The sequence below is a fragment of the Stenotrophomonas sp. STEN031 genome, from assembly GCF_056759975.1.
Window position 1 is genome coordinate 1 of sequence record NZ_JBRREA010000062.1, and the last position, 22,986, is coordinate 22,986.

Below are 22,986 nucleotides of genomic sequence, written 5' to 3' on the forward strand. Positions count from 1 at the left end.
CCGGTAAGGCATCTGCCGAGCATGGCTCGGCACTACCTTGGGTTCCTTGCCGAGCATGGCTCGGCACTACCTTGGGTTCCTTGCCGAGCATGGCTCGGCACTACCTTGGGTTCCTTGCCGAGCATGGCTCGGCACTACCCTTACTCGATGTTCTGGACCTGCTCGCGGATCTGGTCGATCAGCACTTTCAGCTCGACGGCGGCATTGGAGGTGCGTGCGTCCACCGACTTGGAGCCCAGGGTGTTGGCTTCGCGGTTGAACTCCTGCAGCAGGAAGTCCAGGCGGCGGCCGACCGGCTCGCGCTGGCGCAGCACGCGGCGGATTTCCGCGATATGGCTGTCCAGACGGTCCAGCTCCTCATCCACGTCGAGCTTCTGCAGCCACATCACCAGCTCCTGCTCCGCCCGGCCAGGGTCGACCGGGTGCGGCAGGTCGGCCAGGCGTGCGGCCAGCTTGACCCGCTGCCCCTCACGGATGGCCGGGATAAGCTCGCGGACTTCACCGGCAATGCGTTCGACCGAATCGACGCGCTCGCTGATCGCCGTGGCCAGCTTGTCGCCTTCCCGCTCACGTGCCTGCACGAAGCTGGTGACGGTTTCTTCCAGCAAGGCCAGTGCTTCGGCATGCAGGGCGGCACTGTCGGTCGCCTCGGCGCGCAGCACGCCGGGGTATTGCAGCAGGTCGGTGAAGCCCACCTGCATCCCGGGGAAGCGGCTGTGCAGGCGCTGCGCCAATTCAGACAGCTGATCCACCAGCACTTCGTTGACGGCCAGCGAGGTGGCGGCTTCCGGTGCACGCAGGCGCATCACCAGGTCGAGCTTGCCGCGGCTGACCCGGGCCGCAACGCGCTCGCGCAGCTGCGGCTCCAGCGCACGCAGGTCCTCGGGCAGACGCACGCCCACTTCAAGGAACCGGTGGTTCACCGAGCGCAGTTCGCAGCCCAGGGTGCCCCACCCGGTGATGCGTTCGCCGCCGGCATAGGCGGTCATGCTCCGAATCATGTGCTTTCCGATGTGTTTCAAAGGGCGAATGGTAACCTAGCCACCTCTGGACGCTGGTGCATCCACCACCCAGACGCCCGCAAGATCAACTCGTACTAACCGGATCCCCCATGACCTTTTCCCGTCCCAGCGGCCGCCAGGCCGACCAGATGCGCACCGTCACCATCGAGCGTTCCTTCACCCGCCATGCCGAAGGCTCGGTGCTGGTGAGCTTTGGCGACACCCGCGTGCTCTGCACCGCCAGCGTCGAGAACCGGGTACCCGGCTTCCTGCGCGGCAAGGGCGAAGGCTGGGTCACCGCCGAATACGGCATGCTGCCGCGCTCCACCCACACCCGCTCCGACCGTGAAGCCGCGCGCGGCAAGCAGGGCGGCCGCACCCTGGAAATCCAGCGCCTGATCGGCCGCACCCTGCGCGCCTGCATCGACCGCAACGCACTGGGCGAACGCACCATCACCCTGGACTGCGACGTGCTGCAGGCCGACGGCGGTACCCGCACCGCCGCCATCACCGGCGCCTATGTGGCCCTGGTCGACGCCGTGAACCTGCTGATGAAGCGCGGCGAGATCAAGCGCAACCCGCTGTTCGGTGCCGTCGCCGCCGTGTCGGTCGGCGTCTACAAGGGCCAGCCGGTGCTGGACCTGGATTACCCCGAGGACAGCGACTGCGATACCGACATGAACATCGTCATGAATGACGGCGGTGGCTTCATCGAGCTGCAGGGCACGGCCGAAGGCCATGCCTTCCGCCGCGAGGAGCTGGACGCGCTGCTGGTGCTGGCCGAAAAGGGCATCCGCGAGCTGTTCGACGCCCAGCAGGCGGCATTGGCGTCGGCATGAACCGGCGCCTCGCCCTGGTCACCCTCGTGGTCGCCGACTACGACGAAGCCATCGCCTGGTACACCGGCAAGCTCGGCTTCCAGCTGCTGGAGGACCTGGACCAGGGCCGCAAGCGCTGGGTGGTGGTCGGCCCGACCGATGGCCGCGCAGCCGCGCTGCTGCTGGCGCGTGCCAGCGACGAGGAGCAGCGCAGCCGCATCGGCAACCAGACCGGTGGCCGCGTTGGCTTCTTCCTGCACACCGATGACTTCCATCGCGACCATGCGGCAATGCTTGCGCAGGGCGTGGAATTCCTCGAAGCCCCACGCGATGAACCCTATGCCACGGTCGCGGTGTTCCGCGACCTGTACGGCAACACCTGGGACTTGTTGGAGCCCAAGCAATGAAACTGGTATTGGCCAGCGGCAACGCCGGCAAGCTGAAAGAACTGCAGGCCATGCTGGCCGACCTGCCCCTGCAGATCGTGCCGCAGCGCGAACTGGGCGTGGACGATGTGCCGGAAACCGGCCTGACCTTCGTCGAGAACGCGTTGATCAAGGCCCGCCATGCCTGCGCGGTGACCGGCCTGCCAGCGCTGGCCGACGACTCCGGCCTGATTGTCGATGCACTGGACGGCGCGCCCGGCCTGTACAGCGCGCGCTATGCCGGCAGCCCCACCGATGATGCTGCAAACAACGCCAAGCTGCTTGATGCGCTGCGCGATGTCCCGGCCGAGCGCCGCACGGCGCGCTTCTACGCGGTGATCGTGCTGCTGCGCCATGCCAACGACCCGCAACCGCTGATCTGCGAAGGCAGCTGGGAAGGTCGCATCATCGACGAACTGCGCGGCAGCAATGGCTTCGGCTACAACCCGGTGTTCCTGGATGAAGAACTCGGCCTGACCGCAGCGCAGATGGAACCGGCACAGAAGAACGGCCGCAGCCACCGCGCCAAGGCGCTGCAGCTGTTGTTGCAGCGCATGTCGCAACTTGCGTTCGATTGACCACGGAGATCAGGGAATGACGCCACGCCGCTATCGGACCCGGATGGGGCTTGTGCAGCTTGTCGCCATTCTGGGCGCTGTAAGCGGCGCGATAGTGGGCGCCATGCTGGCGTATGACGGGGAGCAATCCTGGCTCGCACTGCCGCTTTGGGCACTTGGCTGCGCCCTGGTCATTTCACTGATCGCTGCTCCCATCCTGTGGCAACGCGTGGTGCTGGATGAGCGGGCTGGCCAGCTCCGTTACCACAACATCGCCACTGCGCACCGCTGGCGCAAGGTGGACCTGGTGGACGTGCTTGAGGTTCGCTACGACAACTTCGCCGACAAGCGCAAAGCCATGGTTTCCGGCCTGTATCTGCACATGCGCAATGGCAGCCGACCGGCGCGACACCGTCTCATGGACAACGAGGTCGGCAGCTATCAGGGGCCGTCACCGATGTTCCGCGATGTCAGCGCAGCGGTGCTACGTGCACAACCACGTTCGCTGGTCGATCCAATCCTGCTGGCCGGGCAATAGCGCCCGTAACCCTGTACTCCCACTCTTTCCAACAGCCGTCCATGCCGCACTCCCACGACCACTGCAACCACCTTCCCGGCGAATCCTGCGCGATCGATCACGGTCACGCGGCCGGCGTGCAGCTGGTGCCGCCACCACTGGCGCTGTACGTGCACCTGCCGTGGTGCGTGCGCAAATGCCCGTACTGCGATTTCAACTCGCATGCCGGCAAGGGCGACCTGCCCTTCGACGCCTATATCGATGCGCTGATCCGCGACTTGGACCAGGACCTGCCGCTGGTCTGGGGCCGGGTAGTCAACAGCGTATTCTTTGGCGGCGGCACCCCCAGCCTGTTCCCGCCAGAGGCGATTGACCGTTTCCTGCAGGCAGCCAGTGCGCGACTGCGCTTCGCGCCGAACCTGGAAGTGACGCTGGAGACCAACCCGGGCACGGCCGAACACGGCCGCTTCGACCGCTACCGCGCGGCCGGGGTGAACCGCATCAGCTTCGGCATCCAGACGTTCAATGATGAGGCACTCAAGCGCCTGGGTCGCATCCACGACAGCAACGAGGCCGAGCGCGCGGTCAAGCTGGCGCAGGACGCCGGCTACAAGAACTTCAACATCGACCTGATGTACGCGCTGCCGCAGCAGACCCTGGCCCAGGCCGAGTACGACCTCGAGCGCGCCTTCGCCCTCGACCCCACCCATATCTCGCACTACCAGCTGACGCTGGAGCCGAATACGGTGTTCTTCGCCCGGCCGCCGCAGGGCATTCCGGACGAAGACAGCGCCTGGGACATCCAGGAGCATTGCCAGGCCCTGCTCGCCGAGCGTGGCTACGGCCAGTACGAGGTCAGCGCCTATGCCCGCGACGGTTGGCAGTGCCAGCACAACCTCAACTACTGGCGCTTTGGCGACTACCTTGGCATTGGCGCCGGTGCCCACGGCAAGATCAGCTCCGGCGCCGAGCAGCACGTGCTGCGCCGCTGGAAACACAAGCACCCGCAGACCTTCATGGACACCGCCGGCACCCCGGCCAGTATCGGCGGCGATGACGTAATCAGCGCCGACCGCCTGCCGTTCGAGTACATGCTCAACCTGCTGCGCCTGCACGAAGGTTTCAGCCTGCGCGATTTCGAGTCGCGCACCGGTTTGGCACGAAGCGTGCTTGCACCTTCACTGGCGACGGCGCTGGAGCGCGGCTGGCTCATAGGTAACGGTGATTACTGGACGCCCACCGAGCTTGGCCGCCGCTTCACCAACGATGTGGTGGAGTTGTTCCTACCGTAAGACCTGCAAAAAGTGGCCGTTGCATCACATAAATGATAGAAAACGCCCATTCAGGGGCAAGGAATACGGGATGTCAGGCACAGCACCACGCTCATCCAGCAAATCCATGGCACGGATCGCCGCCACGCCGGCACCTGCGCGCGTACGACAGCTATTGGAAAGCATTTTCCTCGCCACCGATGAAGTCCTGCGCACACCGCTGCAGCTGACCGCCATGGAGCTGGAACGTGCGCTGTTCAAGAACGCGGAGATGGCCCACAACAGCCAGATCCAGTCTGACATCTACGCCCAGCTGCGGGTCCTGCGCGACCACGCCGAACAGTTCCCCGATCTGTTCCTGGACGCGTTGGCAGCGCAACTGGCCAATTTCAAGGACCCGCCCAAGCCCGTGCAGGAAGTGCACGCGTCGACCTTCAAGTCGATGACACTGGTTGAAGACACCGACATCGACCGCGACATCGTGCTGCACGAAATGGCGCGCCGCGAAGCCTTCCGCGCCCCCAGCCCCCTGCTGTTGCTGGGCCAGCGTTTCGCGGTCCTGGCTGCGCAGCCGGCATTTGATCCCGAGCACCTGCCCGTAGGTCCCTACGCCCAGTGCCGGGCGTTGCGCGACAGCGGCGAACAGATGCAACTCAACCTCGATACCCAGCTGCTGCTGTTCCAGGTATTCGAGCGCATGACCATGTCGCGTCATGCGGAGCTGGTGGATCGCCTGAACATCCTGCTGGAGCGCGAGGGCGTGCTCCCGGGACTGGTGTATCGCCCCCACCTTTCCCGTCCTTCCGCGCCCCGCGGCGCAGGGGCTGCCGGCGGCAACGCCGATGCAGGCACCGCTGGACGTCGCACTGCAGGTTCGGCGCCCCTGACCAGCTGGCAAGGCCAAGCCCCGCCGGCGTCATGGGCCAGCATCTCCAATGAGTTGCAGGCGGGTGCGCCCCCCCGCCGCCGGCCCGGCCAACGCCACACCGCCCCAGCAGACGGCCATCGGCGCCCCCAGCGCGCCGATGGAAAGCCTCCACACCCTGCTTGATGCCGCACGCCACGCTCTTGCGGCGGGCGCAAACAATGCGGGCGCATCGACGGGGAGTGGCGGCACGCCCGCCGGCCAGGCCAGCGCCGCGCCTGCCGGCGGTCGCGGCATGCCCGACTTTGCCGCGCTGCAGGCACAGGCCGAGCAGGGCGCGGCGGCTCCGGCTGCCGCTGGCAGCCCGCCGAACATTCCGGCGGAGCCGGTGTCCACCCAGATTGCGCTGGACATGCTGGGCAAACTGCAGGCGGCCGCATCCTCATCGGGTAGCCGCCACAGCATGGCCGACATCCGCAACGCGCTGATCGCACAGGTCAAGGCCGAGCACGGCCCTGCGGCGACATTGTCGGTGCAGGATGGCGACACCATGGACCTGCTCGGCATGCTTTATTCCGAGCTGCAGCGCGAAGTGCGCAGCGAGGGCCCCGCCGCCGACCTGCTGCGTCGCCTGCAGGTGCCCTTGGCCCGCGCCGCGATCAGCGACCAGGAGTTCTTCCTGCGTGACCAGCACCCGGCACGCGAACTGCTCAATGCCGTCGCCGAATCCGGTGCGGTATGGCTCAGCGATGACGACAGCGATCCCCTCTTGCTGCTGAAGCTCAAGGACGCGGTCACCAAGGTCGTCAGCGACTACCAGGGTGATGAAGCTGTCTTCGTTGAGGCCAACGACATCATCCAGGGACACCTGCGTGCGGCGGCCCGGCGCGCGGAGATGGCCGAACGGCGGCAGGTGGATGCCGCGCGCGGCAAGGAACGCCTGGAGGCTGCCAAGCAGCTGGCCAGCAGCAGCATCGATGCGCTGTGCCAGAGCACTGAACCCCCGAAGTTCGTGCAGACCCTGCTGCGCAAGGCATGGGCCGATGTACTTACCCTCACCTTGCTGCGCCATGGCGAAGGTTCGGAGGAATGGCGGCAGCGCGAGCAAGCCACCCGTCGCATCGCCGAGATCACCGGCCTGGCACCCGGGGGTGCCGCCGATACGGGTTTCGGCGAGGAAATCGAGCAATCACTGCTGCAGGTGGGTTACCACCAGGATGAGGCCGCAGCGATCTCCCGCCGCCTGTCCACACCGGGCGGTGAGGACGCCATCACCTCGCGCACGGAACTGGCCGCCAAGCTCAAGACACGGACCCGGCTGGGTGAAGCCGGTGACCCGGACGAAGAAGAGCGTCGCCGGAAAGTCGAACCGGCCCGCACCGAAGAGGAAGAGGGCTATTACCGCCAGCTGCGTACCCTGCCCTTCGGCACCTGGTTCGAATTCACCGTCAACCAGCAGGGCGACAACCGGCGCCAGCGCCTGTCCTGGTACAGCCTGATCACCGGCAACGCCTTGTTCGTCAACCAGCGCGGGCAGAAGGTTTCCGAGCAGTCGCTCGACGCGATGGCGCGGCTGATGGCCAAGGGCCAGCTGCGTATCGTCACCGAGGACAAGGGCCGCCTGATCGACCGCGCCTGGCAGGCCACCGTGCGCGCACTGCGCTCGATTGCCGGCCACACCTCCAACAGCGGGGAATCCGCATGATCACCAATACCCGTCGCGCGCCGCGTCTGCAGGTTCCCGAGCTGGTGCAGGTGCGCGACCAGATGACCGGCACCCATATCGGCAGGCTCGGCAACATATCCGAAACCGGCATGTTGCTGATCACCTCGGTGCCACTGCAGGACGACGCGCTGTACCAGCTGCAGTTTCCCATCCCCGACGGCCGCGGCGGTCACCTGCAGATCGACGTGGGTGCACATCTCTTGTGGTCCGAACCTACCCATGCACCCGAGCAGTCATGGGCCGGCTTCCGCTTCCTGACCCTGGACAAGGGCCATCGCGAGCGCCTTGTGCAGTGGATCGAAGGCAGCATCCCTGCGGCCTGAGTGCCGAAAACGGCACAGCAGCGGCAGGCCGATTGCGGCAGAATTGGGACCTGCATTCCGCACGTCCCAGCGAGCCACCGCGATGAACCAGCACGATCCAGGCAGCCTCTACGCCCAACACCTTGCCCAGATGATCCGCCGCGCCGACGCGGCGCTTGCGCGCGGTGGTTTCGATCACCTGGTGGTTCCCAGCGGCACCCAGCATTACCAGGTGTTCGACGACCGCGACTACCCGTACGCGGTCAACCCGCAGTTCAAGACCTGGCTGCCGCTGACCAAGCTGCCGTACAGCTGGCTGATCCACACCCCGGGCAAGCGCCCGACCCTGGTGTTCTACCAGCCCTTCGATTACTGGCACGTGGTCCCGGACGCCCCCAGCGGCTGGTGGGTGGAGCATTTCGACATCCACATCATCCGCAAGCCGGAAGATGCCTTGGCACTGCTGCCGGCCGACCCCAGCCGCTGCGCCATCCTCGGTGAGCCGCAGAGCGCGCTGGGCGGCTTTGCCCCGAACAACCCGGCAGCGGTAATCAATTACCTGGAATGGCATCGCGGCTACAAGACGCCGTATGAGATCGCGCTGATGCGCCAGGCACAGGTACTGGGCGTGCGCGGCCACCGTGCCGCCGAAGCCGCGTTCCGCGCCGGCGCCAGCGAGTTCGAGATCCACATGGCGTATTGCAGCGCCGTCGGCCAGGACGCCAACGAGCTGCCCTACGGCAACATCATCGGCCTCAACGAACACGCCGCCGTGCTGCATTACACCGACCTGGGCAAGCAGGCCCCGCAGCCGCTGCGCAGCTTCCTGATCGATGCCGGTGCCTCTGCTTATGGCTATGCCAGCGACATCACCCGTACCTATGCCGCGGCGGGCCACGATGAGTTCCAGGCCTTCATCGATGCGGTCGACGCCGCCCAGCTGAAGATGTGCGCAGCGGTGCGTTCCGGTTTCGACTACAAGCAGCTGCATGTTGATGCGCACCTGTCGTTGATGGGCATCCTCAAGGATTTCGGCGTGATCAATGTTGCGCCGGAGACCGCGCTGGCCACCGGCGTGAGCGCGGCCTTCTTCCCGCATGGCATCGGCCATCTGATCGGTGCGCAGGTGCACGATGTAGCCGGCTTTGCCGCCAGCGAGGACGGCGGCCGCGTCGAGCGCCCGGCCGGCCATCCCTACCTGCGCCTGACCCGCGTACTGGAACCGGGCATGGTGGTAACCATCGAGCCGGGCCTGTACTTCATCGACATGTTGCTGGACGAAGTGAAGAAGGCCGGCAATGCTGCCAGCGTGAACTGGGAGCGCGTGGATTTCTTCCGTCCTTATGGTGGCGTGCGCATCGAGGACGAAGTGCTGTGTACCGAAGGCGAAGCGGACAACCTGACCCGCCCGGAATTTGCCGCGCAAGCGTGATCAGGGGCGACATCAGTCGTCCTGTGATTGAACCCCGGGCGCGCAAAGCGCCCGGGATGAGCGATACGGCGGATGTACCAGCATCCGCTTTGGCGAGATCCATCGCCCCTCCCCTCAAAAGAAGCACAGCCAATCAAGCTTTGGCTTTGGCTTTGGCTTTGGCTGCTGTTGCTGTTGCTGTTGCTGTTTCCCCTCCCTTACGCGCAGCGTAGGGGAGGGTCAGGGAGGGGTGCCGTTGCTTTGCACTTGCTGTTGCACTTGCTGTTGCTCTTGCTGTTGCTGTTGCTCTTGCTGTTGCTCTGCGCTTTTGACGTACGGGCCCCTTCCGCAGCGACGGAGCTGGCAGACAAGACCCCGCACGGGGCGACGTGCATGGATGCACGTCGTTTTTCGACGATACAAGGATGTATCGTCGAAAAATCCTGCCAGCGGAGTGAACCTGGAGCGCGCAGCGCGGAAGGCGCGTAGGCAGGGTGTGCTTTCTTTTGGTTATCTTTTCTTTGCACAAGCAAAGAAAAGTAACTCGCTCCCCGAAGGGGAGAGAAAGCCCTTGATCTTGATCTTGATCTTGATCGTGGCCGTGGCCGTGGCCGTGGCCGTGGCTAAAGCTAAAGAACAAGAGCAGAGGCAAAGGCAAAGGCTTTCGCCCCCCTTCGGGGAGCGAGTCACTTTTCTTTGCTTGTGCAAAGAAAAGATAACCAAAAGAAAGCACACCCTGCCTCCGCGCCCACGCCGCTGCGCGACGCGGGTCCACTCCGCCGCCGGGATTTTTCGACGATACATCCCTGTATCGTCGAAAAACGACGTGCGTCCTGCACGTCGCCCCATACGGGGTCTTGTCCGTCGGCTGCGTCGCTGCGGAAGGGGCCCGGTAGATCAAGAGCTTTGGAGCAACGGCAACTGCAGAAGCAACGGCTGGAGCAACGGCTAGAGCAACGGCAACAGCAACTGCACCCCTCCCATACCCTCCCCTACGCTTTGCGTAAGGGAGGGCAACTGCAACTGCAACTGCAACTGCAACTGCTACAGCCGAATGCCTTGCGGCTCAGCGCTCGGCCATGAAGGTTTCGATCTCGTCGGCACTGCGTTCAAGCGCACCGGTCAACACACGGTGCCCGTCTTCGGTGATCAACACATCGTCCTCGATGCGGATACCAATCCCACGCCAGCGCGCCTCCACACTGCGATCGTCCGGCGAAATGTACAAACCCGGCTCGATGGTGAACACCATGCCGGGTTCCAGCAGTCGCGACTCACCAGCAACCCGGTAATCACCAACATCGTGCACATCCATGCCCAGCCAATGCCCGGTCTTGTGCCGGTAGAAACGCTGGTAATGACGCTCGATGATGTTCTCTTCCAGATCGCCCTTCAGCAGCCCCAGGCGCAACAGGCCTTCGGTCAATACCTCCACCGCCGCAAGATGCCCTTCCTCGTAGGCAATGCCCGGCTGCGCCTGCTCCAGGGCCGCTGCCTGCGCCGCCAGCACCAGATCATGCAGCGCGCGCTGCTCCTCGCTGAAACGGCCATTCACCGGAAAGGTCCGGGTGATGTCGCTGGCATAGCCGCGATACTCCGCACCCGCATCGATCAACACCAGATCGCCATCGCGGCTGCCGCTGTTGTTGTCGCGGTAATGCAACACGCAGGCATTGGCGCCGGCACCGACAATGCTGTTGTATGCAGGACACGCATCGGCCGCACGGAACTCGCGTTCCAGCTCCGCCTGCAGTTCGTACTCATGGATGCCTGCACGTGCCGCACGCATTGCCGCGCGATGCGCACGCACGCTGATATCCGCTGCAGCCTGCATCAAGGCGATCTCATCGGCACTCTTGTACAGGCGCTGCTCGTGCAGCAGATGACCCAGCTCCAGGAACTCATGCGGCGGCTGCGCACCATTGCGCACCTGCGAGCGGACCCGGTTCACCCACCCGATCAACTTCAGGTCGAAATCCGCATCACGGCCAAAGTGGTAGTACACCCGCGACCGACCTTCCAGCAGGCCGGGCAGGATTTCGTCCAGATCCTCGATCGGATAGGCATCGTCCATGCCGTAGCGCGAGACCGCACCATCCTGGCCTTCGCGCGGTCCGTCCCAGGCTTCCCGGTCCGGGTCGCGCTCGCGGCAGAACAGGATCACCTCCCCATGCTTGCGCCCCGGGATCAGCACCAGCACCGCCTCCGGCTCCTGGAAGCCGCTCAGGTACCAGAAGTCCGAATCCTGGCGGTACGGGTAGAACGTATCGTTGCTGCGCACCCGCTCCGGTGCCGCCGGCAGGACCAGAATTGCGTCATCACCGGCCGCTTCCATCAGCTGCCGGCGGCGGAGCGCGTACTCGGCGGGTGTAATCCCGGACAGACGCTTCATCATCGACCTCAGTTCAGGCTCTGCCGATGGCGCGAACCCATCACGCAGTCGCCGTGCAGCAGCAACGCGGCCACACGCACGAACTCCTCGATCTCCGACAGCGCGTCTTCATCCTCGTCGGCACTGTCGAACTCGTCGCTGGAGGCCTGCGCCAGGCGCGCCAGGTCCTGCAGCGCCTCTTCGCCCTCCTCGCTCAGCGCCGGGCGCTTGCCCGAGGCCAGTCCGAAGCCGCCGAGGAAGGCACGGCACCATTCAAACAAGGCGTCGGTACGTGCCTGCAGCGGTTCGGCCGCATCCACCAGCACCAGCTCGAACGCAAAGTCACGGTCTTCCAGCTGCGCAACCGACGCCTGCCGCAGCAGGTCCAGGGGGCTGCCGGGTTCCGGGGTCGGCAGACCATCGTCGGCCAGCACCTTGGCCGGCCACGCGGGCACATCGGCGCCACCGGCGGCCAGCCAGCCGCACAGTCCACCATGGAGTTCAGCCGGGGAAGCGGCCAGGCCCAGCGACTGGCTGGCCTGGAGGATGTCGTTGACGGCGGGAAGGTCGGTCATGTCACTGATCTGTAAAGCGGAAAGGAAGGCCGGCACCGGCAAGATGGCGGCGGCCATACAGTGTACCAACCGCGCTGTATGCTCCTTCTTGACCGGCCCTTATCGCCATGCCTATCGTTCCGTCCATGGACTCCTTCGACCCCGCTGGCCAACTGTTGGCCCTAGCCTCCCGCCTTGAGCTGCTGCTTGAGCGCAACCAGCGGCTGAGCGATGAAAACCGCAGCCTGCGTCAGCAACAGGAACAGCTGATCAGCGAACGCTCGCAATTGCTGACCAAGAACGAGCAGGCCCGCTCGCGGGTGGAAGCCATGATCACCCGCCTCAAGTCGCTGGAGCAGCACACGTGAGCAACAACGAACCGGTCAGCGTCCATATCCTGGACCGCGAGTACACCGTTGGCGTGGAACCCACCGAGCGCGAAAGCCTCACCGCCGCCGCACGTGTGCTCGACGGCAAGATGCGCGAGATCCGCGGCAGCAACCGGATGGCGGCGGTGGACCGCATCGCGGTGTTGGCGGCGCTCAATCTTGCGCATGAGTTGCAGCAGGTGCGCGACGAGCAACTCGCCCAACAGCAGCGTTTCCAATCGGCGATGAACGAGTTGAACCGCCGCCTTGACCTGGCCATCGACAACGCGCGTTGATCCAGCTGACCAGCTCAGACAGATGAATCCGCAATTCGTGAAATACGGCTGCACGTAGCCGCGCAACCTCGCTATACTGGCGACGCGTTCTCTGCTGTGAACGACGGCGTGTGCAAACATTCGCCTTGTCCCTTAATTACGACCACGGGGGCGCGACGGAGCCGGGTGTGCAAGTCCGCCTTGTAGCGGGAAGCCCGATGGCCCCCCAGCGTTCCCACTTGAACCCCGGGTTCAAGGTCGTTTCGCACGCATCGTCACCGCGGAGAATGCAATATTCCAGAACGGCGCCCAACGGGCGCCGTTCTTTTTTATCCTTCTCCCCACGGGAGAAGGTGCCCCGAAGGGGCGGATGAGGGTAAGAGCGAAGCCCCACGAAGCTTGGCTACGCGAGTGCTTCGCCCTTACCCTCACCCAAACCCCCGCTCCGCGCCCCGACCCTAGCGCTGGCGCAAGGGTGCTCGACAAGTCGCGAACCGTTGGTTCGCAAACGCCTCGCCTCCCCCCACAGGGAGAGGGGCTTCCAGGCCTCGACCTTCACAGATGACCGATCCACGCCAACTCCTCCGCCAACAACTGCGCCAGCGCCGCCGCGATATTCCTGCTGCCGAGCGCATCGCCGCGGCCGAAACCCTGGCCGCGCACCTGCTGTCACTGCCTTTCGCCGGGGTCAGTGGCCATGTCGCCGGCTACTGGGCAATGGACGGCGAGATCGCCCTGCACCGCTGGCAGATGCAGCTGCCACCGCAGCAGACCTATTGCCTGCCGGTGCTGCACGGCAAGCTGCTGCGCTTCGCGCCGTGGCGCCCGGGCCAGTCCCTGGTCAGCAACCGTTATGGCATTCCCGAGCCGGATGTCGACCCCGCACAGGCGCTGCGGCCGGAGGAAATGGCCTTGGTCGTCGCCCCGCTGGTGGGCTTTGATGACGGTGGCCGGCGGCTGGGCATGGGGGGCGGCTGGTATGATCGCAGCTTCGCATTTCGGCAGCGCCAGGCCGCGCCGCCGTGGCTGGTAGGGGTAGGTTTCTCCGCCCAGCAGGTGCCGTCACTACCGGTCGAGGACTGGGACGTGGCGGTGGATGCCATCTGTACCGAGCAGGCCACTCTCTACCCGGAACCGTTGAACGCATGACCGCCCGCAAGCGCTACTGGCTGATGAAGTCCGAACCGGACGCCTTTTCCATCGACGACCTGCAGCGCGTGGGCACCGAGCCGTGGAATGGCGTGCGCAACTACCAGGCGCGCAATTTCATGCGCGACGGCATGAAGGTTGGCGACGGCATCCTGTTCTACCACTCCAACACCAAGGTGCCGGGCATCGTCGGCGTCGCCACGGTGGCCAGCGAGGCCTACCCGGACGACACCCAGTTCGACCCCAAGTCCGATTACTACGACCCCAAGAGCACGCGCGAACAGCCGCGCTGGATGCTGGTGGACGTGGGTTTCGAGCGCAAGCTGGCGCAGGTGATCGCGCTGGACGAGATCAAGCTGCATGCCGAGGAACTGGGCGAAGGCTTTCCGCTGACCGCCAAGGGCAACCGCCTGTCGGTGTTCCCGGTCACCGCCGCACAGTGGAAGCTGCTGCTGTCGCTGGAAAAGAAAGCCAAATAATTCCCTCTTGTAGGAGCGGCGTCAGCCGCGAAGCTGACAATCTTTCAGCCCCCCGGCTTCGCTGCTCACGCCGCTCCTACAAAAAAACCGTTTTCCAACTGATCGAGCCCACCATGTCCGAAGCCAAGCGCCTGGCCGCCGAAAAAGCCATCGAATACGTCCAGAAGGGAATGATTGTCGGTGTCGGCACCGGCTCCACCGTTGCCTACTTCATCGAAGCCCTGGCCCGCATCAAGGACCAGATCGAAGGCGCAGTCTCCAGTTCCGACCAGAGCACCGCCCTGCTCAAGGGCCACGGCATCGAGGTGCTGGACCTGAACCACACCGGCGGCCTGTCGCTGTACGTGGATGGCGCCGATGAGTGCGACGGCAACAAGAACCTGATCAAGGGCGGCGGTGCCGCGCTGACCCGCGAGAAGATCATCGCCGAGGCTAGCAAGCAGTTCGTCTGCATCGTCGACCCGAGCAAGCAGGTCAAGGTGCTGGGCAAGTTCCCGCTGCCGGTGGAAGTAATCCCGATGGCACGCAGCCTGGTGGCCCGCGAGATCCTGGCCCTGACCGGCGGCCAGCCGGTGTGGCGCGATGGCGTGGTCACCGACAACGGCAATCTGATTCTGGACGTACACAACCTGTCCATCACCGACCCGGTGAAGTTGGAACAGCAGCTCAACCAGATCCCGGGCGTGGTCACCGTTGGCCTGTTCGCACGCCGCCCGGCCGACGTGGTCATCGTCGGCGGCGAACCGCCGCAGGTGCTGTAAGCCGAGCCCGCGCAGCTCTGGCTGTTGCTTTGGCTCTGGCTGTTGCTTTGGCTGTTGCTTTGGCCGTTGCTTCGGCTTCCGCTGTTGCTTGTCCCTTCTCCCGTTCACGGGAGAAGGTGCCCGAAGGGCGGATGAGGGGAAGCCTTTGACTTCCCCCCCCCCGCCTGAACACCTCCCAGGAACCAGGTCCCCAACCATGTTCAACGCCTTCCTGCGTACCCTCTTCACACTGTCCCTGCTCGCCCTGGCCGGCTGCGCCAGCGCCGACGGCAAGCATTGGGTGGAACTGGCCGGTACCCGCTACCAGGTGGAACTGGCGCAGAACGACGAAAGCCGCGCCCGCGGCCTGATGTTCCGCGAACAGATGGAAACCGACCACGGCATGCTGTTCATCCACGACCGCGAGGAGCCGCAGGCGTACTGGATGAAAAACACCAAGATCCCGTTGGACATCCTGTACTTCGACAGCCAGCGCCGCCTGGTCGGCCAGCAGCGCGATGTCCCGCCGTGCTCGGCCGGTGACATGTGCCCGCCCTACCCAAGCTTCAACCCGGCCCTGTACGTGCTGGAACTCAACGCCGGCCAGGCCGCCAAACTCAAGCTCGAAGACGGCGCCGAGCTGACCTTCGGCCCGGGTATTGCCACCGGCAACTGACTGATCCGAGCAGATTGAACAGCGGCGCCCTTGAACCGGCGCCGCTTTGCCGCCAGTCTTGGGCCATGTCTGAAACGCGTATTACCCTGCCGCAGTGGGATGAACTGGCCGGCCTGCCCGACGAGGCACTGCCGCTGCTGCCGACTGCCCTGCTGATCGCCCGCGATGAATACCCGCAGCTGGACCCGGCCGAGTACGACCGCGTGCTGCAGGCCCACGCGGACCACCTGCGGGTGGAAGTGGATGCCATCGGCGAATGGCCGCTGAAGGTGGCCGCCATCAACAACCACCTGTTCAACGAGGTGGGTTACAGCGGCGATAACGACGAGTACTACGACCCGCGCAACAGCTACCTCAACGAGGTGTTCGAGCGCCGCCTGGGCAACCCGATCTCGCTGGCCCTGGTGCAGATTGAAGTCTCGCGCCGGCTCGGCCTGCCGCTGGAAGGCATTTCCTTCCCCGGCCATTTCCTGGTGCGGCTGCCGGTGGAAGACGGCGTGCTGATCATGGACCCGTTCAACGGCGGCCGTCCGCTGGGCGTGGACGAACTGCGCGAGCGCGCCCGCAGCAACCTGGGCGGTGAAACGCCCGATGACAACGTGCTGGCGCAGATTCTGGACCCGGCCCCGCACCGCGCCATCCTGATGCGCATGCTGCGCAACCTGCATGGGGTCTACGCCGAGCGTGGCGAGTGGGACCGGGCAGCGCGCAGCGCCGACCGCATCCTCAAGCTGGCGCCCGAACAGGCCGATGCCGTGCGCGACCGCGGCCTGGCCTACATGCAACTGGAGCATCTGGCCGGTGCCCGCGCCGACCTGGCGCGCTACCTGAAGATGGAGCCCGATGCTGCAGATGCCATCAGCATCCGTGAGCGCCTGGTTGAACTGGGTGGCGAAAGGCCGAGACTGCATTGAGCCTGGCTGCCCTGCCCAACCTTGTGGGAGCGGCGTAAGCCGCGAAGCCACTACAGCATTCGAAACCGGCGAAGATCCTGATCCGACCGAACACATGTGCCGGCATTCCGTGCACGAACCCGTTTTCGCCCTGACACCGCGTTGATCAATGGCTGCGGGTGCAGCAGTGGCTTCGCGGCTGACGCCGCTCCCACAAACCGCACAAGCCGCGCGCTGCGGCTCAATCCAGCTCGACCATCTCGAAGTCGTCCTTGGTCACCCCGCAGTCGGGGCAGGTCCAGGTGTCGGGCACGTCTTCCCAGCGCGTGCCCGGGGCGATGCCTTCTTCCGGCAAGCCGTCGGCCTCGCTGTAGATGAAGCCACAGACGACACACATCCAGTTGCGCAGGGTGGAGGCCGTAGCGTCGGACATCGGGGATAATCACCGGACAGAGAAGCGGCGTTGATTGTCACATTCCCCGCGCCGTACCGGTAGCCATACATGACCCAGCTTGCCGACGCCCGTGGCGTCTACCTGATCACCCCCGACGAAACCGACAGCGCACACCTGCTTGAGCGGGTGCGTCCGCTGCTGGCCGGCACCAGCTGGCTGCAATACCGCAACAAGGCGGTCGATGCGCCCACCCGACTGGCCCAGGCCACTGCCCTGCAGGCGCTATGTGCCGAAGCCGGTGTGCCACTGATCATCAATGATGATGCCGCGCTGGCCCTGCAGGTCGGCGCCGCCGGCGTGCACCTGGGTGAAGACGACGGCGACATCGCCGCCGCCCGTGCCCTGCTTGGCCCGCAGGCCATCATTGGCGCCTCCTGCTATGACGAGTTCGAGCGTGCCCAGCGCGCGGTTGTTGCTGGCGCCAACTATGTGGCTTTCGGGGCGTTCTTCCCCAGCCGCAGCAAGATCACCCCGCGCCGCGCCAGTCCGGAGCTGCTGCGACAAAGCGCCGCACTTGGGGTGCCACGTGTGGCGATTGGCGGGTTGACCCCGGACAATAGCCGGGCTGTGGTGGACGCTGGTGCGGACCTGATCGCGGTGATCAGCGGCGTGTTCAGCGAGGCCGATCCGGTGGCGGCATTGGACGCTTATCGCAGTTGCTTCGGGTCTGTCTGACCAGCCAAGCCCGCACGATCTCTGCCATTCCCTTCTCCCGCCTGCGGGAGAAGGTGCCCCGAAAGGGGCGGATGAGGGGGCTTTTGACGTTTGCTTGCTAGAAGCTTCCCCTCACCCCAACCCCTCTCCCGCAAGCGGGAGAGGGGCCAATGCAAAGCCCAGCTCTTCGTTGTTGTTGATACCTCAAAGGACTCACGCATGAACCACGCCCAATCCCACGCCCTGTTCACGCGCGCGCAGACCCTGCTGCCCGGTGGCGTCAATTCACCGGTGCGTGCGTTCAAGTCGGTCGGCGGCGAACCGTTCTTCGTGCAGCGCGCCGATGGCGCCTACCTGCATGACGTGGATGGCAACGCCTATATCGATTACGTCGGCTCCTGGGGCCCGATGATCGTCGGCCACAACCATCCGGCCGTACGCGAGGCCGTGCAGCAGGCGATCGGAAACGGTCTGTCGTTCGGCGCGCCGTGTGCGGCCGAAGTGACCATGGCCGAGACCATCACCCGGCTGGTGCCGTCCTGCGAGATGGTGCGCATGGTCAACTCCGGTACCGAGGCGACGCTGTCGGCGATCCGCCTGGCGCGCGGCGCCACCGGCCGCAACAAGATCGTCAAGTTCGAAGGCTGCTACCACGGCCACGGCGACTCCTTCCTGGTCAAGGCCGGCAGCGGCATGCTGACCCTCGGCGTGCCGACCTCGCCGGGCGTGCCGGCCGGGTTGAGCGAACTCACCCTCACCTTGCCCTACAACGATTTCGAAGCGGCTACCGCGCTGTTCGAGCAGCAGGGCGCGGATATCGCCGGCCTGATCATCGAACCGGTGGTCGGCAACGCCAACTGCATCCCGCCGCGCGAAGGCTACCTGCAGCACCTGCGCGCCCTGTGCACGCAGTACGGCGCGCTGCTGATCTTCGACGAAGTGATGACCGGCTTCCGCGTCGCCCTGGGCGGCGCGCAGGCGTACTACGGCATTACTCCGGACCTGAGCACCTTCGGCAAGGTCATCGGCGGCGGCATGCCGGTAGGCGCCTACGGCGGCCGCCGCGAGCTGATGTCGCAGATCGCACCGGCCGGCCCGATCTACCAGGCCGGCACGCTGAGCGGCAACCCGGTGGCCATGGCCGCCGGCCTGGCGATGTTGCAGCTGGTGCAGGCACCGGGCTTCCACGAGCGCCTGACGGCGGCAACCAACACGCTCTGCGATGGTCTGGAAGCGGCCGCGCGCGAGGCCGGCGTGGCCGTCACCACCAATCGCGTCGGCGGCATGTTCGGCCTGTTCTTCAGCAGCGAGAAAGTCGAGACCTATGCGCAGGCCACCGCCTGTGACATCAAGGCCTTCAACGTGTTCTTCCACGCCATGCTGGAGCGCGGCGTGTTCCTCGCCCCGTCAGCCTACGAGGCCGGCTTCCTGTCCAGCGCGCATGACGATGCGGTGATCGAAGCCACCCTGGTTGCGGCACGCGAGGCGTTCAAGGTGGTTGCGGCGGGTTGACCCTGCAGTGGATAACGCTGTTCGTCCTGACGAAACAGCGTTATCCGAAACGGCTGCTGCAGCTTTTTGTAGGAGCGGCGTAAGCCGCGAAGCTGACCTTGCTTCAGCCACCAGCCTCTGCGCAACCTGATGATGTCGCATGCTTCGCGGCTTACGCCGCTCCTGCAAAAAAGACGGCCTGCGCGACGCCAAGGTAGCCAGGAAAGCGCAGCGCACCCGTAGCTTCAGAACAGATAGATCACCCAAATACCAGCTTGCCCTTCATCATTCCCCAGTGCCCCGGGAACGAGCAGAAGAAGGTGTAATCACCACCACGCGTCAACTTGCTGGTCGCAAAGCGCACCTGCGTGGTCTGCCCGCCACCGATCACCGGCGTGAACGCGATCACCCGCGCATCATTCTTCGGCAGGTAACTGTCAGCCAGCGTCGAACGCATGCCAGCCGTGGCCACTGGTTGGAAATCCGGGGTGCGCGTCAGCACCCAGTTATGCCCCATCGCGGTAGCCGGCATCCGGCCGGTGTGCTTGAGGGTCAGGTCCACCTGCGTGCAATCGGCAGCAACGCGGATCTGCGGCAGCGAGAACTGCATGCGGTCATTGCTTTCGATGGTGACCGCGCAGGTGCGGGCCAGCGCAGGCGCGGCAGGCAACAGGCCGGCAAGGGCCAATAACAGCAGGCTGGAACGCTTCACGGTGAACTCCAAACAATGACAACTACGGTGTCCTGATTCTAGGCAAAGCCCGCAGATTTCACCTGTGACGCGATGTCGCAGGCTGCACGCAGACGCCGTGCCAGCGATACTGCAGCCCCACCCTTGCCGCGCCATCGATGCAACGACCACACGCACTACTACTGGATTTCGACGGCCTGCTGGCCGACTACGATCACCGTATCCACCTGCGCCAGCTTGCCGATGCTGCCGGCTGCGCGCCCGAGCAGGTGGATGCGGCATTGCGTACGGACGGGCTTGAATTCGCCCATGCTCGCGGCGAGCTGGATGGCGAGCAATTGCTGCAGGCCTTGAACCAACGCCTGGATAGCGAGCTGATCGCGGCGCACTGGCACGCTGCACGACTGGCTGCGACCAGGTTGCGTAGTGATTGCATGGCCGTGCTGGAGCGCATTCATTCCGATGTGCAGGTTGCGGTGCTGACCAATAATGGCCTGCTGACGCAGCCGGTGATCGAGCAGTTGCTCGGCGGCCGTCGCGTGCTCTGCAGCGCAGCGCTGGGCGTGCGCAAGCCGGACCCAGCAGCGTATCTGGCAGCCTGCGCAGCGCTCGGCTGCGCACCAGAGCGAAGCCTGTTCGTCGACCACCTGTTCCGCAATGTGCAGGGTGCGCGCGAAGCCAGGCTGCATGCCGATACGGCGTTTCATGCGCAGTCGTTGCGGCGTTTGTTGAAGCGGAATCACTGCCTGGGGTGAAAGGCCGCGTGCTGCGCACGCCATGCCCTCATCCGCCCTACGGGCACCTTCTCCCGCAGGCGGGAGAAGGGAAGGGTCATGGCTTACGGCTAGCTGGTGCTGTGCTCACCCCGCAACAACGAGCATTCCCTTCTCCCGCGCGCGGGAGAAGGTGCCCGTAGAGCCTGTCCCCGCGAAGGCGGGGGGCGGATGAGGGGAAGCGCTTCGCTCGCCGAAAAACCCAACTTACCCGCGCGACGCCATATACGCCGCAATCGCCTCGCGCACGCGCTTCAGGCCTTCGGCCACTTCTTCGTCGGTGATGTTCAGCGCCGGCACGAAACGCAGCACGCTGGTGCCGGCCTGCAGGATCAGCACCTGCTTTTCCGCCGCCAGATCCAGCAGCATGCCGATGTCGGCGACGTAGTCGGGCTTGAGCACCGCACCCAGCATCAGGCCCATGCCACGCACCTGCTCGAACACCCCGAACTCTTCGCCGATGGCTTCCAGACCGGCTTTCAGTGCGGCCGACTGGCGCACGACGTTGGCCTTGATCTCGTCGGACGACAGCTTGCGCAGCGCCACCCGCGCAACCGCTGCCGCCAGCGGATTGCCGCCGAAGGTGCTGCCATGCGCGCCAACGCCCATGATGTCGGCGACCTTGGGGCCGGCCAGCATCGCGCCGATCGGGAAACCGCCGCCCAGCGCCTTGGCCAGGGTGACGATGTCCGGGGTCACACCCCAGTTCCAGTGCGCGAACAGCTCGCCGGTACGGCCCATGCCGACCTGGATTTCATCCAGTACCATCAACGCATCGTACTGGTCGCACAGCTCGCGGGCGCGGCGCATGAACTCGGCACTGGCCGGCATCACTCCGCCCTCGCCCTGCACCGGCTCGAACATCACCGCGGCCACGTCGCCACCGGCCATCGCTGCTTCAAGCTGGGCGACATCGTTGAAATCGACATAGCGGAAGCCACCGGGCAGCGGCTCGTAGCCTTCCTGGTACTTGGGCTGGGCGGTCGCGGTGACCGTGGCCAGGGTGCGGCCATGGAAGCTGCCGCGGAAGGTGACAATGAAACGCTTCTCCGGGCCACGGCCCTGTGCACTGGCCCACTTGCGCACCAGCTTGATCGCCACTTCATTGGCTTCGGCGCCGGAATTGCACAGGAACACGCGTTTGGCGAAGCGCGAGGCGTCCACCAGCTCCTGTGCCAGATGCAGCGGCGGTTCGCTGTAGAACATGTTGCTGGTATGCCAAAGCTTGTCGGCCTGCTCGAACAGGGCAGCCTTCAGGTCCGGGTTGTTGTGGCCCAGGCTGCACACCGCGATGCCGGCGGCCAGGTCGATGAACTCGCGCCCCTGCGTATCCCACAGTCGCGCGCCCTGGCCTCGCTCCAGCACCAGCTGGCGCGGGCGGTAGACCGGCAGGTAGTAATTGGACAGGGACAACAGCGGCTCGACGACAGCGGTCATGGCGTTCCAGATCAGTGGGTGTGAATGTTCCATTGTCCTCCATTCCACGGGCCTGCGGCACAATGGGCGCATGCGACTGTTCTCTGCCCCCCAATTGAACCCGGCCAGCGACAGCGGCTGGCGCCGCCGTTGGTTCGACATCATCCACCGCACCGATACCCCACCCTCGCGTCGCTTCGACCTGCTGCTGGTCTGGGCCATCCTCGCCAGCGTGCTGGTGGTGATGGTGGACAGCGTACAGCGCATCCACATTGCCTGGGCCAGCTGGTTCTACGTGGTCGAGTGGGGCTTCACCCTGCTGTTCACCGCCGAATACGTGCTGCGCCTGCTGGTGGTACGACGACCGCTGCGCTATGCGTTCAGCATCTGGGGCATCATCGACCTGCTGGCGATCCTGCCCTCGTACATTTCCTTCTTCGTGCCCGGCGCACAGAGCCTGCTGGTGGTGCGCGTGCTGCGCCTGCTGCGGGTGTTCCGCATCCTGAAGCTGACCCGCTACATCGAGGAAAGCGGCGTGCTGATGGCGGCCCTCTGGCGCAGCCGTCGCAAGATCCTGCTGTTCCTGTCGATGGTGGTCACCATCGCCATCATCGCCGGCGCGCTGATGTATGTGATCGAAGGCCCGCAGTACGGCTTCAGCAACATCCCCGCCAGCATGTACTGGGCGGTGGTGACCATGGCCACGGTGGGTTTTGGCGACATCGTGCCGCACACCACCCTGGGGCGTTTCATCACCTCGGTGCTGATCCTCATCGGCTACAGCATCCTGGCCGTGCCCACCGGCATCTACACCGCCGAACTGGCTGGCAACATGCTGCGCGAGAACCGTCGCGACAACCGCGGCTGCACGGTCTGCGGGCATGAGGGCCACGAGTTCAAGGCGCACTACTGCAACCGCTGCGGGCATGTGCTGCCGGAGCACATCGAGCATTGAGCGGTGTTGCCGGGTTTTGCAGGAGCGGCGCAAGCCGCGAAGCTGCTGATGCGTAGTGCCGAGCCATGCTCGGGAAGGGGGCGTGCCGGGGAAGCCTCGCAGGCGCGCCTGGCTCGGGCCATCAGGGTAAGCCGGAACCGTGTAGCCCCATGCC

24 protein-coding genes, 1 other RNA gene and 1 pseudogene are annotated in these 22,986 nt (G+C 65.2%); 20 read left to right on the forward strand and 6 right to left on the reverse strand.

Going from position 1 to position 22,986, the window contains the following annotated elements; all coding sequences use genetic code 11:
• Positions 1-140 precede the first annotated feature (140 nt).
• Positions 141-1,001, reverse strand: coding sequence for a YicC/YloC family endoribonuclease (locus ACVOLQ_RS19100; protein WP_481528967.1), 861 nt, complete (start codon positions 999-1,001; stop codon positions 141-143).
• A gap of 110 nt (positions 1,002-1,111) precedes the next feature.
• Here ACVOLQ_RS19100 and rph point away from each other — a divergent pair, with 110 nt between their 5' ends.
• From rph to pepQ, 8 genes and pseudogenes are all read left to right on the forward strand, one after another.
• A complete protein-coding gene (rph, locus tag ACVOLQ_RS19105) occupies positions 1,112-1,840 on the forward strand; it encodes a ribonuclease PH (RefSeq protein WP_296250270.1) in 729 nt (242 codons plus the stop codon).
• Entirely contained in the window at positions 1,837-2,226 is a 390-nt protein-coding gene (locus ACVOLQ_RS19110; RefSeq protein ID WP_481528968.1) for a VOC family protein, read from the forward strand. The genes rph and ACVOLQ_RS19110 overlap by 4 nt, the downstream gene beginning before the upstream one ends.
• Positions 2,223-2,822: an RdgB/HAM1 family non-canonical purine NTP pyrophosphatase gene (gene rdgB, locus ACVOLQ_RS19115; RefSeq protein ID WP_481528969.1), complete on the forward strand. Its 600-nt coding sequence runs from the start codon at positions 2,223-2,225 to the stop codon at positions 2,820-2,822. The genes ACVOLQ_RS19110 and rdgB overlap by 4 nt, the downstream gene beginning before the upstream one ends.
• A 16-nt stretch (positions 2,823-2,838) precedes the next feature.
• Entirely contained in the window at positions 2,839-3,339 is a 501-nt protein-coding gene (locus ACVOLQ_RS19120) for a hypothetical protein (RefSeq protein ID WP_313495822.1), read from the forward strand.
• Positions 3,340-3,380: 41 nt separating this feature from the next.
• On the forward strand, positions 3,381-4,610 hold the full coding sequence (hemW, locus tag ACVOLQ_RS19125; RefSeq protein WP_481528970.1) for a radical SAM family heme chaperone HemW: 1,230 nt from the start codon (positions 3,381-3,383) through the stop codon (positions 4,608-4,610).
• A gap of 70 nt (positions 4,611-4,680) precedes the next feature.
• Positions 4,681-7,159 (forward strand): annotated as a pseudogene (locus ACVOLQ_RS19130) (DUF1631 family protein).
• Positions 7,156-7,503 (forward strand): PilZ domain-containing protein, encoded by a 348-nt coding sequence (locus ACVOLQ_RS19135; protein WP_313173492.1) that lies wholly within the window; start codon positions 7,156-7,158, stop codon positions 7,501-7,503. The pseudogene ACVOLQ_RS19130 and the gene ACVOLQ_RS19135 overlap by 4 nt, the downstream one beginning before the upstream one ends.
• An 82-nt stretch (positions 7,504-7,585) precedes the next feature.
• Positions 7,586-8,914 (forward strand): Xaa-Pro dipeptidase, encoded by a 1,329-nt coding sequence (gene pepQ / locus ACVOLQ_RS19140; protein WP_481528971.1) that lies wholly within the window; start codon positions 7,586-7,588, stop codon positions 8,912-8,914.
• 1,045 nt (positions 8,915-9,959) lie between these two features.
• On the opposite strand, the gene pepP is transcribed toward pepQ, so the two are convergent.
• Together pepP and ACVOLQ_RS19150 are read right to left on the reverse strand one after the other, a co-directional pair.
• A complete protein-coding gene (gene pepP / locus ACVOLQ_RS19145; protein WP_481528972.1) occupies positions 9,960-11,285 on the reverse strand; it encodes a Xaa-Pro aminopeptidase in 1,326 nt (441 codons plus the stop codon).
• Between the two features lie 8 nt (positions 11,286-11,293).
• Positions 11,294-11,839 (reverse strand): YecA/YgfB family protein, encoded by a 546-nt coding sequence (locus tag ACVOLQ_RS19150; protein ID WP_313173495.1) that lies wholly within the window; start codon positions 11,837-11,839, stop codon positions 11,294-11,296.
• 125 nt (positions 11,840-11,964) lie between these two features.
• Here ACVOLQ_RS19150 and ACVOLQ_RS19155 point away from each other — a divergent pair, with 125 nt between their 5' ends.
• From ACVOLQ_RS19155 to ACVOLQ_RS19190, 8 genes are all read left to right on the forward strand, one after another.
• Positions 11,965-12,186, forward strand: a complete 222-nt coding sequence (locus ACVOLQ_RS19155; RefSeq protein ID WP_282273125.1) for a TIGR02449 family protein — start codon at positions 11,965-11,967, stop codon at positions 12,184-12,186.
• Entirely contained in the window at positions 12,183-12,482 is a 300-nt protein-coding gene (locus tag ACVOLQ_RS19160) for a cell division protein ZapA (RefSeq protein WP_282273119.1), read from the forward strand. The genes ACVOLQ_RS19155 and ACVOLQ_RS19160 overlap by 4 nt, the downstream gene beginning before the upstream one ends.
• An 85-nt stretch (positions 12,483-12,567) precedes the next feature.
• A non-coding RNA gene (gene ssrS / locus ACVOLQ_RS19165) (6S RNA) lies at positions 12,568-12,752 on the forward strand.
• A 270-nt stretch (positions 12,753-13,022) separates the two neighbouring features.
• Positions 13,023-13,610 carry a 5-formyltetrahydrofolate cyclo-ligase gene (locus ACVOLQ_RS19170; protein WP_481528973.1) on the forward strand — a complete coding sequence of 196 codons (588 nt, stop codon included), beginning with the start codon at positions 13,023-13,025 and terminating at the stop codon, positions 13,608-13,610.
• Positions 13,607-14,089, forward strand: coding sequence for an EVE domain-containing protein (locus ACVOLQ_RS19175; protein WP_481528974.1), 483 nt, complete (start codon positions 13,607-13,609; stop codon positions 14,087-14,089). Before ACVOLQ_RS19170 ends, ACVOLQ_RS19175 begins: the two co-directional genes overlap by 4 nt.
• A gap of 113 nt (positions 14,090-14,202) precedes the next feature.
• A complete protein-coding gene (gene rpiA, locus ACVOLQ_RS19180; protein ID WP_293706389.1) occupies positions 14,203-14,850 on the forward strand; it encodes a ribose-5-phosphate isomerase RpiA in 648 nt (215 codons plus the stop codon).
• Positions 14,851-15,046: 196 nt separating this feature from the next.
• Positions 15,047-15,505: a DUF192 domain-containing protein gene (locus tag ACVOLQ_RS19185; protein WP_481528975.1), complete on the forward strand. Its 459-nt coding sequence runs from the start codon at positions 15,047-15,049 to the stop codon at positions 15,503-15,505.
• 65 nt (positions 15,506-15,570) lie between these two features.
• Positions 15,571-16,419 (forward strand): SirB1 family protein, encoded by an 849-nt coding sequence (locus tag ACVOLQ_RS19190; RefSeq protein ID WP_481528976.1) that lies wholly within the window; start codon positions 15,571-15,573, stop codon positions 16,417-16,419.
• Between the two features lie 220 nt (positions 16,420-16,639).
• Here the strand turns inward: ACVOLQ_RS19190 and ACVOLQ_RS19195 are convergent, their stop codons facing one another.
• Entirely contained in the window at positions 16,640-16,831 is a 192-nt protein-coding gene (locus tag ACVOLQ_RS19195; RefSeq protein WP_303747299.1) for a rubredoxin, read from the reverse strand.
• Between the two features lie 69 nt (positions 16,832-16,900).
• Between ACVOLQ_RS19195 and thiE the strand changes: the two genes are divergently transcribed.
• Complete coding sequence (thiE, locus tag ACVOLQ_RS19200; protein WP_481528977.1) at positions 16,901-17,527, forward strand: thiamine phosphate synthase; 627 nt, start codon at positions 16,901-16,903, stop codon at positions 17,525-17,527.
• Positions 17,528-17,725: 198 nt separating this feature from the next.
• Positions 17,726-19,018: a glutamate-1-semialdehyde 2,1-aminomutase gene (gene hemL / locus ACVOLQ_RS19205; RefSeq protein WP_312914188.1), complete on the forward strand. Its 1,293-nt coding sequence runs from the start codon at positions 17,726-17,728 to the stop codon at positions 19,016-19,018.
• Positions 19,019-19,256: 238 nt separating this feature from the next.
• Here the strand turns inward: hemL and azu are convergent, their stop codons facing one another.
• On the reverse strand, positions 19,257-19,709 hold the full coding sequence (gene azu / locus ACVOLQ_RS19210) for an azurin (protein WP_293706383.1): 453 nt from the start codon (positions 19,707-19,709) through the stop codon (positions 19,257-19,259).
• Between the two features lie 137 nt (positions 19,710-19,846).
• Between azu and ACVOLQ_RS19215 the strand changes: the two genes are divergently transcribed.
• Positions 19,847-20,443, forward strand: coding sequence for an HAD-IA family hydrolase (locus tag ACVOLQ_RS19215; RefSeq protein WP_481528978.1), 597 nt, complete (start codon positions 19,847-19,849; stop codon positions 20,441-20,443).
• 225 nt (positions 20,444-20,668) lie between these two features.
• Here the strand turns inward: ACVOLQ_RS19215 and ACVOLQ_RS19220 are convergent, their stop codons facing one another.
• Positions 20,669-21,898 (reverse strand): acetylornithine transaminase, encoded by a 1,230-nt coding sequence (locus tag ACVOLQ_RS19220; RefSeq protein WP_481528979.1) that lies wholly within the window; start codon positions 21,896-21,898, stop codon positions 20,669-20,671.
• A gap of 70 nt (positions 21,899-21,968) precedes the next feature.
• On the opposite strand from ACVOLQ_RS19220, the gene ACVOLQ_RS19225 reads away from it, so the two are divergent.
• Positions 21,969-22,832, forward strand: a complete 864-nt coding sequence (locus tag ACVOLQ_RS19225) for an ion transporter (RefSeq protein WP_313173504.1) — start codon at positions 21,969-21,971, stop codon at positions 22,830-22,832.
• Positions 22,833-22,986: the final 154 nt, after the last annotated feature.

Excerpts from the sequence above, each read along its gene's own strand:
- ACVOLQ_RS19225 (WP_313173504.1), top strand. The coding sequence starts at position 21,969 with ATGCGACTGTTCTCTGCCCCCCAATTGAACCCGGCCAGCGACAGCGGC.
- thiE (WP_481528977.1), top strand. The coding sequence starts at position 16,901 with ATGACCCAGCTTGCCGACGCCCGTGGCGTCTACCTGATCACCCCCGAC.
- ACVOLQ_RS19155 (WP_282273125.1), top strand. The coding sequence starts at position 11,965 with ATGGACTCCTTCGACCCCGCTGGCCAACTGTTGGCCCTAGCCTCCCGC.
- ACVOLQ_RS19150 (WP_313173495.1), bottom strand. The coding sequence starts at position 11,839 with ATGACCGACCTTCCCGCCGTCAACGACATCCTCCAGGCCAGCCAGTCG.
- ACVOLQ_RS19195 (WP_303747299.1), bottom strand. The coding sequence starts at position 16,831 with ATGTCCGACGCTACGGCCTCCACCCTGCGCAACTGGATGTGTGTCGTC.
- ACVOLQ_RS19170 (WP_481528973.1), top strand. The coding sequence starts at position 13,023 with ATGACCGATCCACGCCAACTCCTCCGCCAACAACTGCGCCAGCGCCGC.
- ACVOLQ_RS19100 (WP_481528967.1), bottom strand. The coding sequence starts at position 1,001 with ATGATTCGGAGCATGACCGCCTATGCCGGCGGCGAACGCATCACCGGG.
- hemL (WP_312914188.1), top strand. The coding sequence starts at position 17,726 with ATGAACCACGCCCAATCCCACGCCCTGTTCACGCGCGCGCAGACCCTG.
- ACVOLQ_RS19120 (WP_313495822.1), top strand. The coding sequence starts at position 2,839 with ATGACGCCACGCCGCTATCGGACCCGGATGGGGCTTGTGCAGCTTGTC.
- rdgB (WP_481528969.1), top strand. The coding sequence starts at position 2,223 with ATGAAACTGGTATTGGCCAGCGGCAACGCCGGCAAGCTGAAAGAACTG.
- hemW (WP_481528970.1), top strand. The coding sequence starts at position 3,381 with ATGCCGCACTCCCACGACCACTGCAACCACCTTCCCGGCGAATCCTGC.
- ACVOLQ_RS19220 (WP_481528979.1), bottom strand. The coding sequence starts at position 21,898 with ATGACCGCTGTCGTCGAGCCGCTGTTGTCCCTGTCCAATTACTACCTG.
- ACVOLQ_RS19185 (WP_481528975.1), top strand. The coding sequence starts at position 15,047 with ATGTTCAACGCCTTCCTGCGTACCCTCTTCACACTGTCCCTGCTCGCC.
- pepQ (WP_481528971.1), top strand. The coding sequence starts at position 7,586 with ATGAACCAGCACGATCCAGGCAGCCTCTACGCCCAACACCTTGCCCAG.
- pepP (WP_481528972.1), bottom strand. The coding sequence starts at position 11,285 with ATGAAGCGTCTGTCCGGGATTACACCCGCCGAGTACGCGCTCCGCCGC.
- ACVOLQ_RS19135 (WP_313173492.1), top strand. The coding sequence starts at position 7,156 with ATGATCACCAATACCCGTCGCGCGCCGCGTCTGCAGGTTCCCGAGCTG.
- ACVOLQ_RS19110 (WP_481528968.1), top strand. The coding sequence starts at position 1,837 with ATGAACCGGCGCCTCGCCCTGGTCACCCTCGTGGTCGCCGACTACGAC.
- rpiA (WP_293706389.1), top strand. The coding sequence starts at position 14,203 with ATGTCCGAAGCCAAGCGCCTGGCCGCCGAAAAAGCCATCGAATACGTC.
- rph (WP_296250270.1), top strand. The coding sequence starts at position 1,112 with ATGACCTTTTCCCGTCCCAGCGGCCGCCAGGCCGACCAGATGCGCACC.
- ACVOLQ_RS19215 (WP_481528978.1), top strand. The coding sequence starts at position 19,847 with ATGCAACGACCACACGCACTACTACTGGATTTCGACGGCCTGCTGGCC.
- ACVOLQ_RS19190 (WP_481528976.1), top strand. The coding sequence starts at position 15,571 with ATGTCTGAAACGCGTATTACCCTGCCGCAGTGGGATGAACTGGCCGGC.
- ACVOLQ_RS19175 (WP_481528974.1), top strand. The coding sequence starts at position 13,607 with ATGACCGCCCGCAAGCGCTACTGGCTGATGAAGTCCGAACCGGACGCC.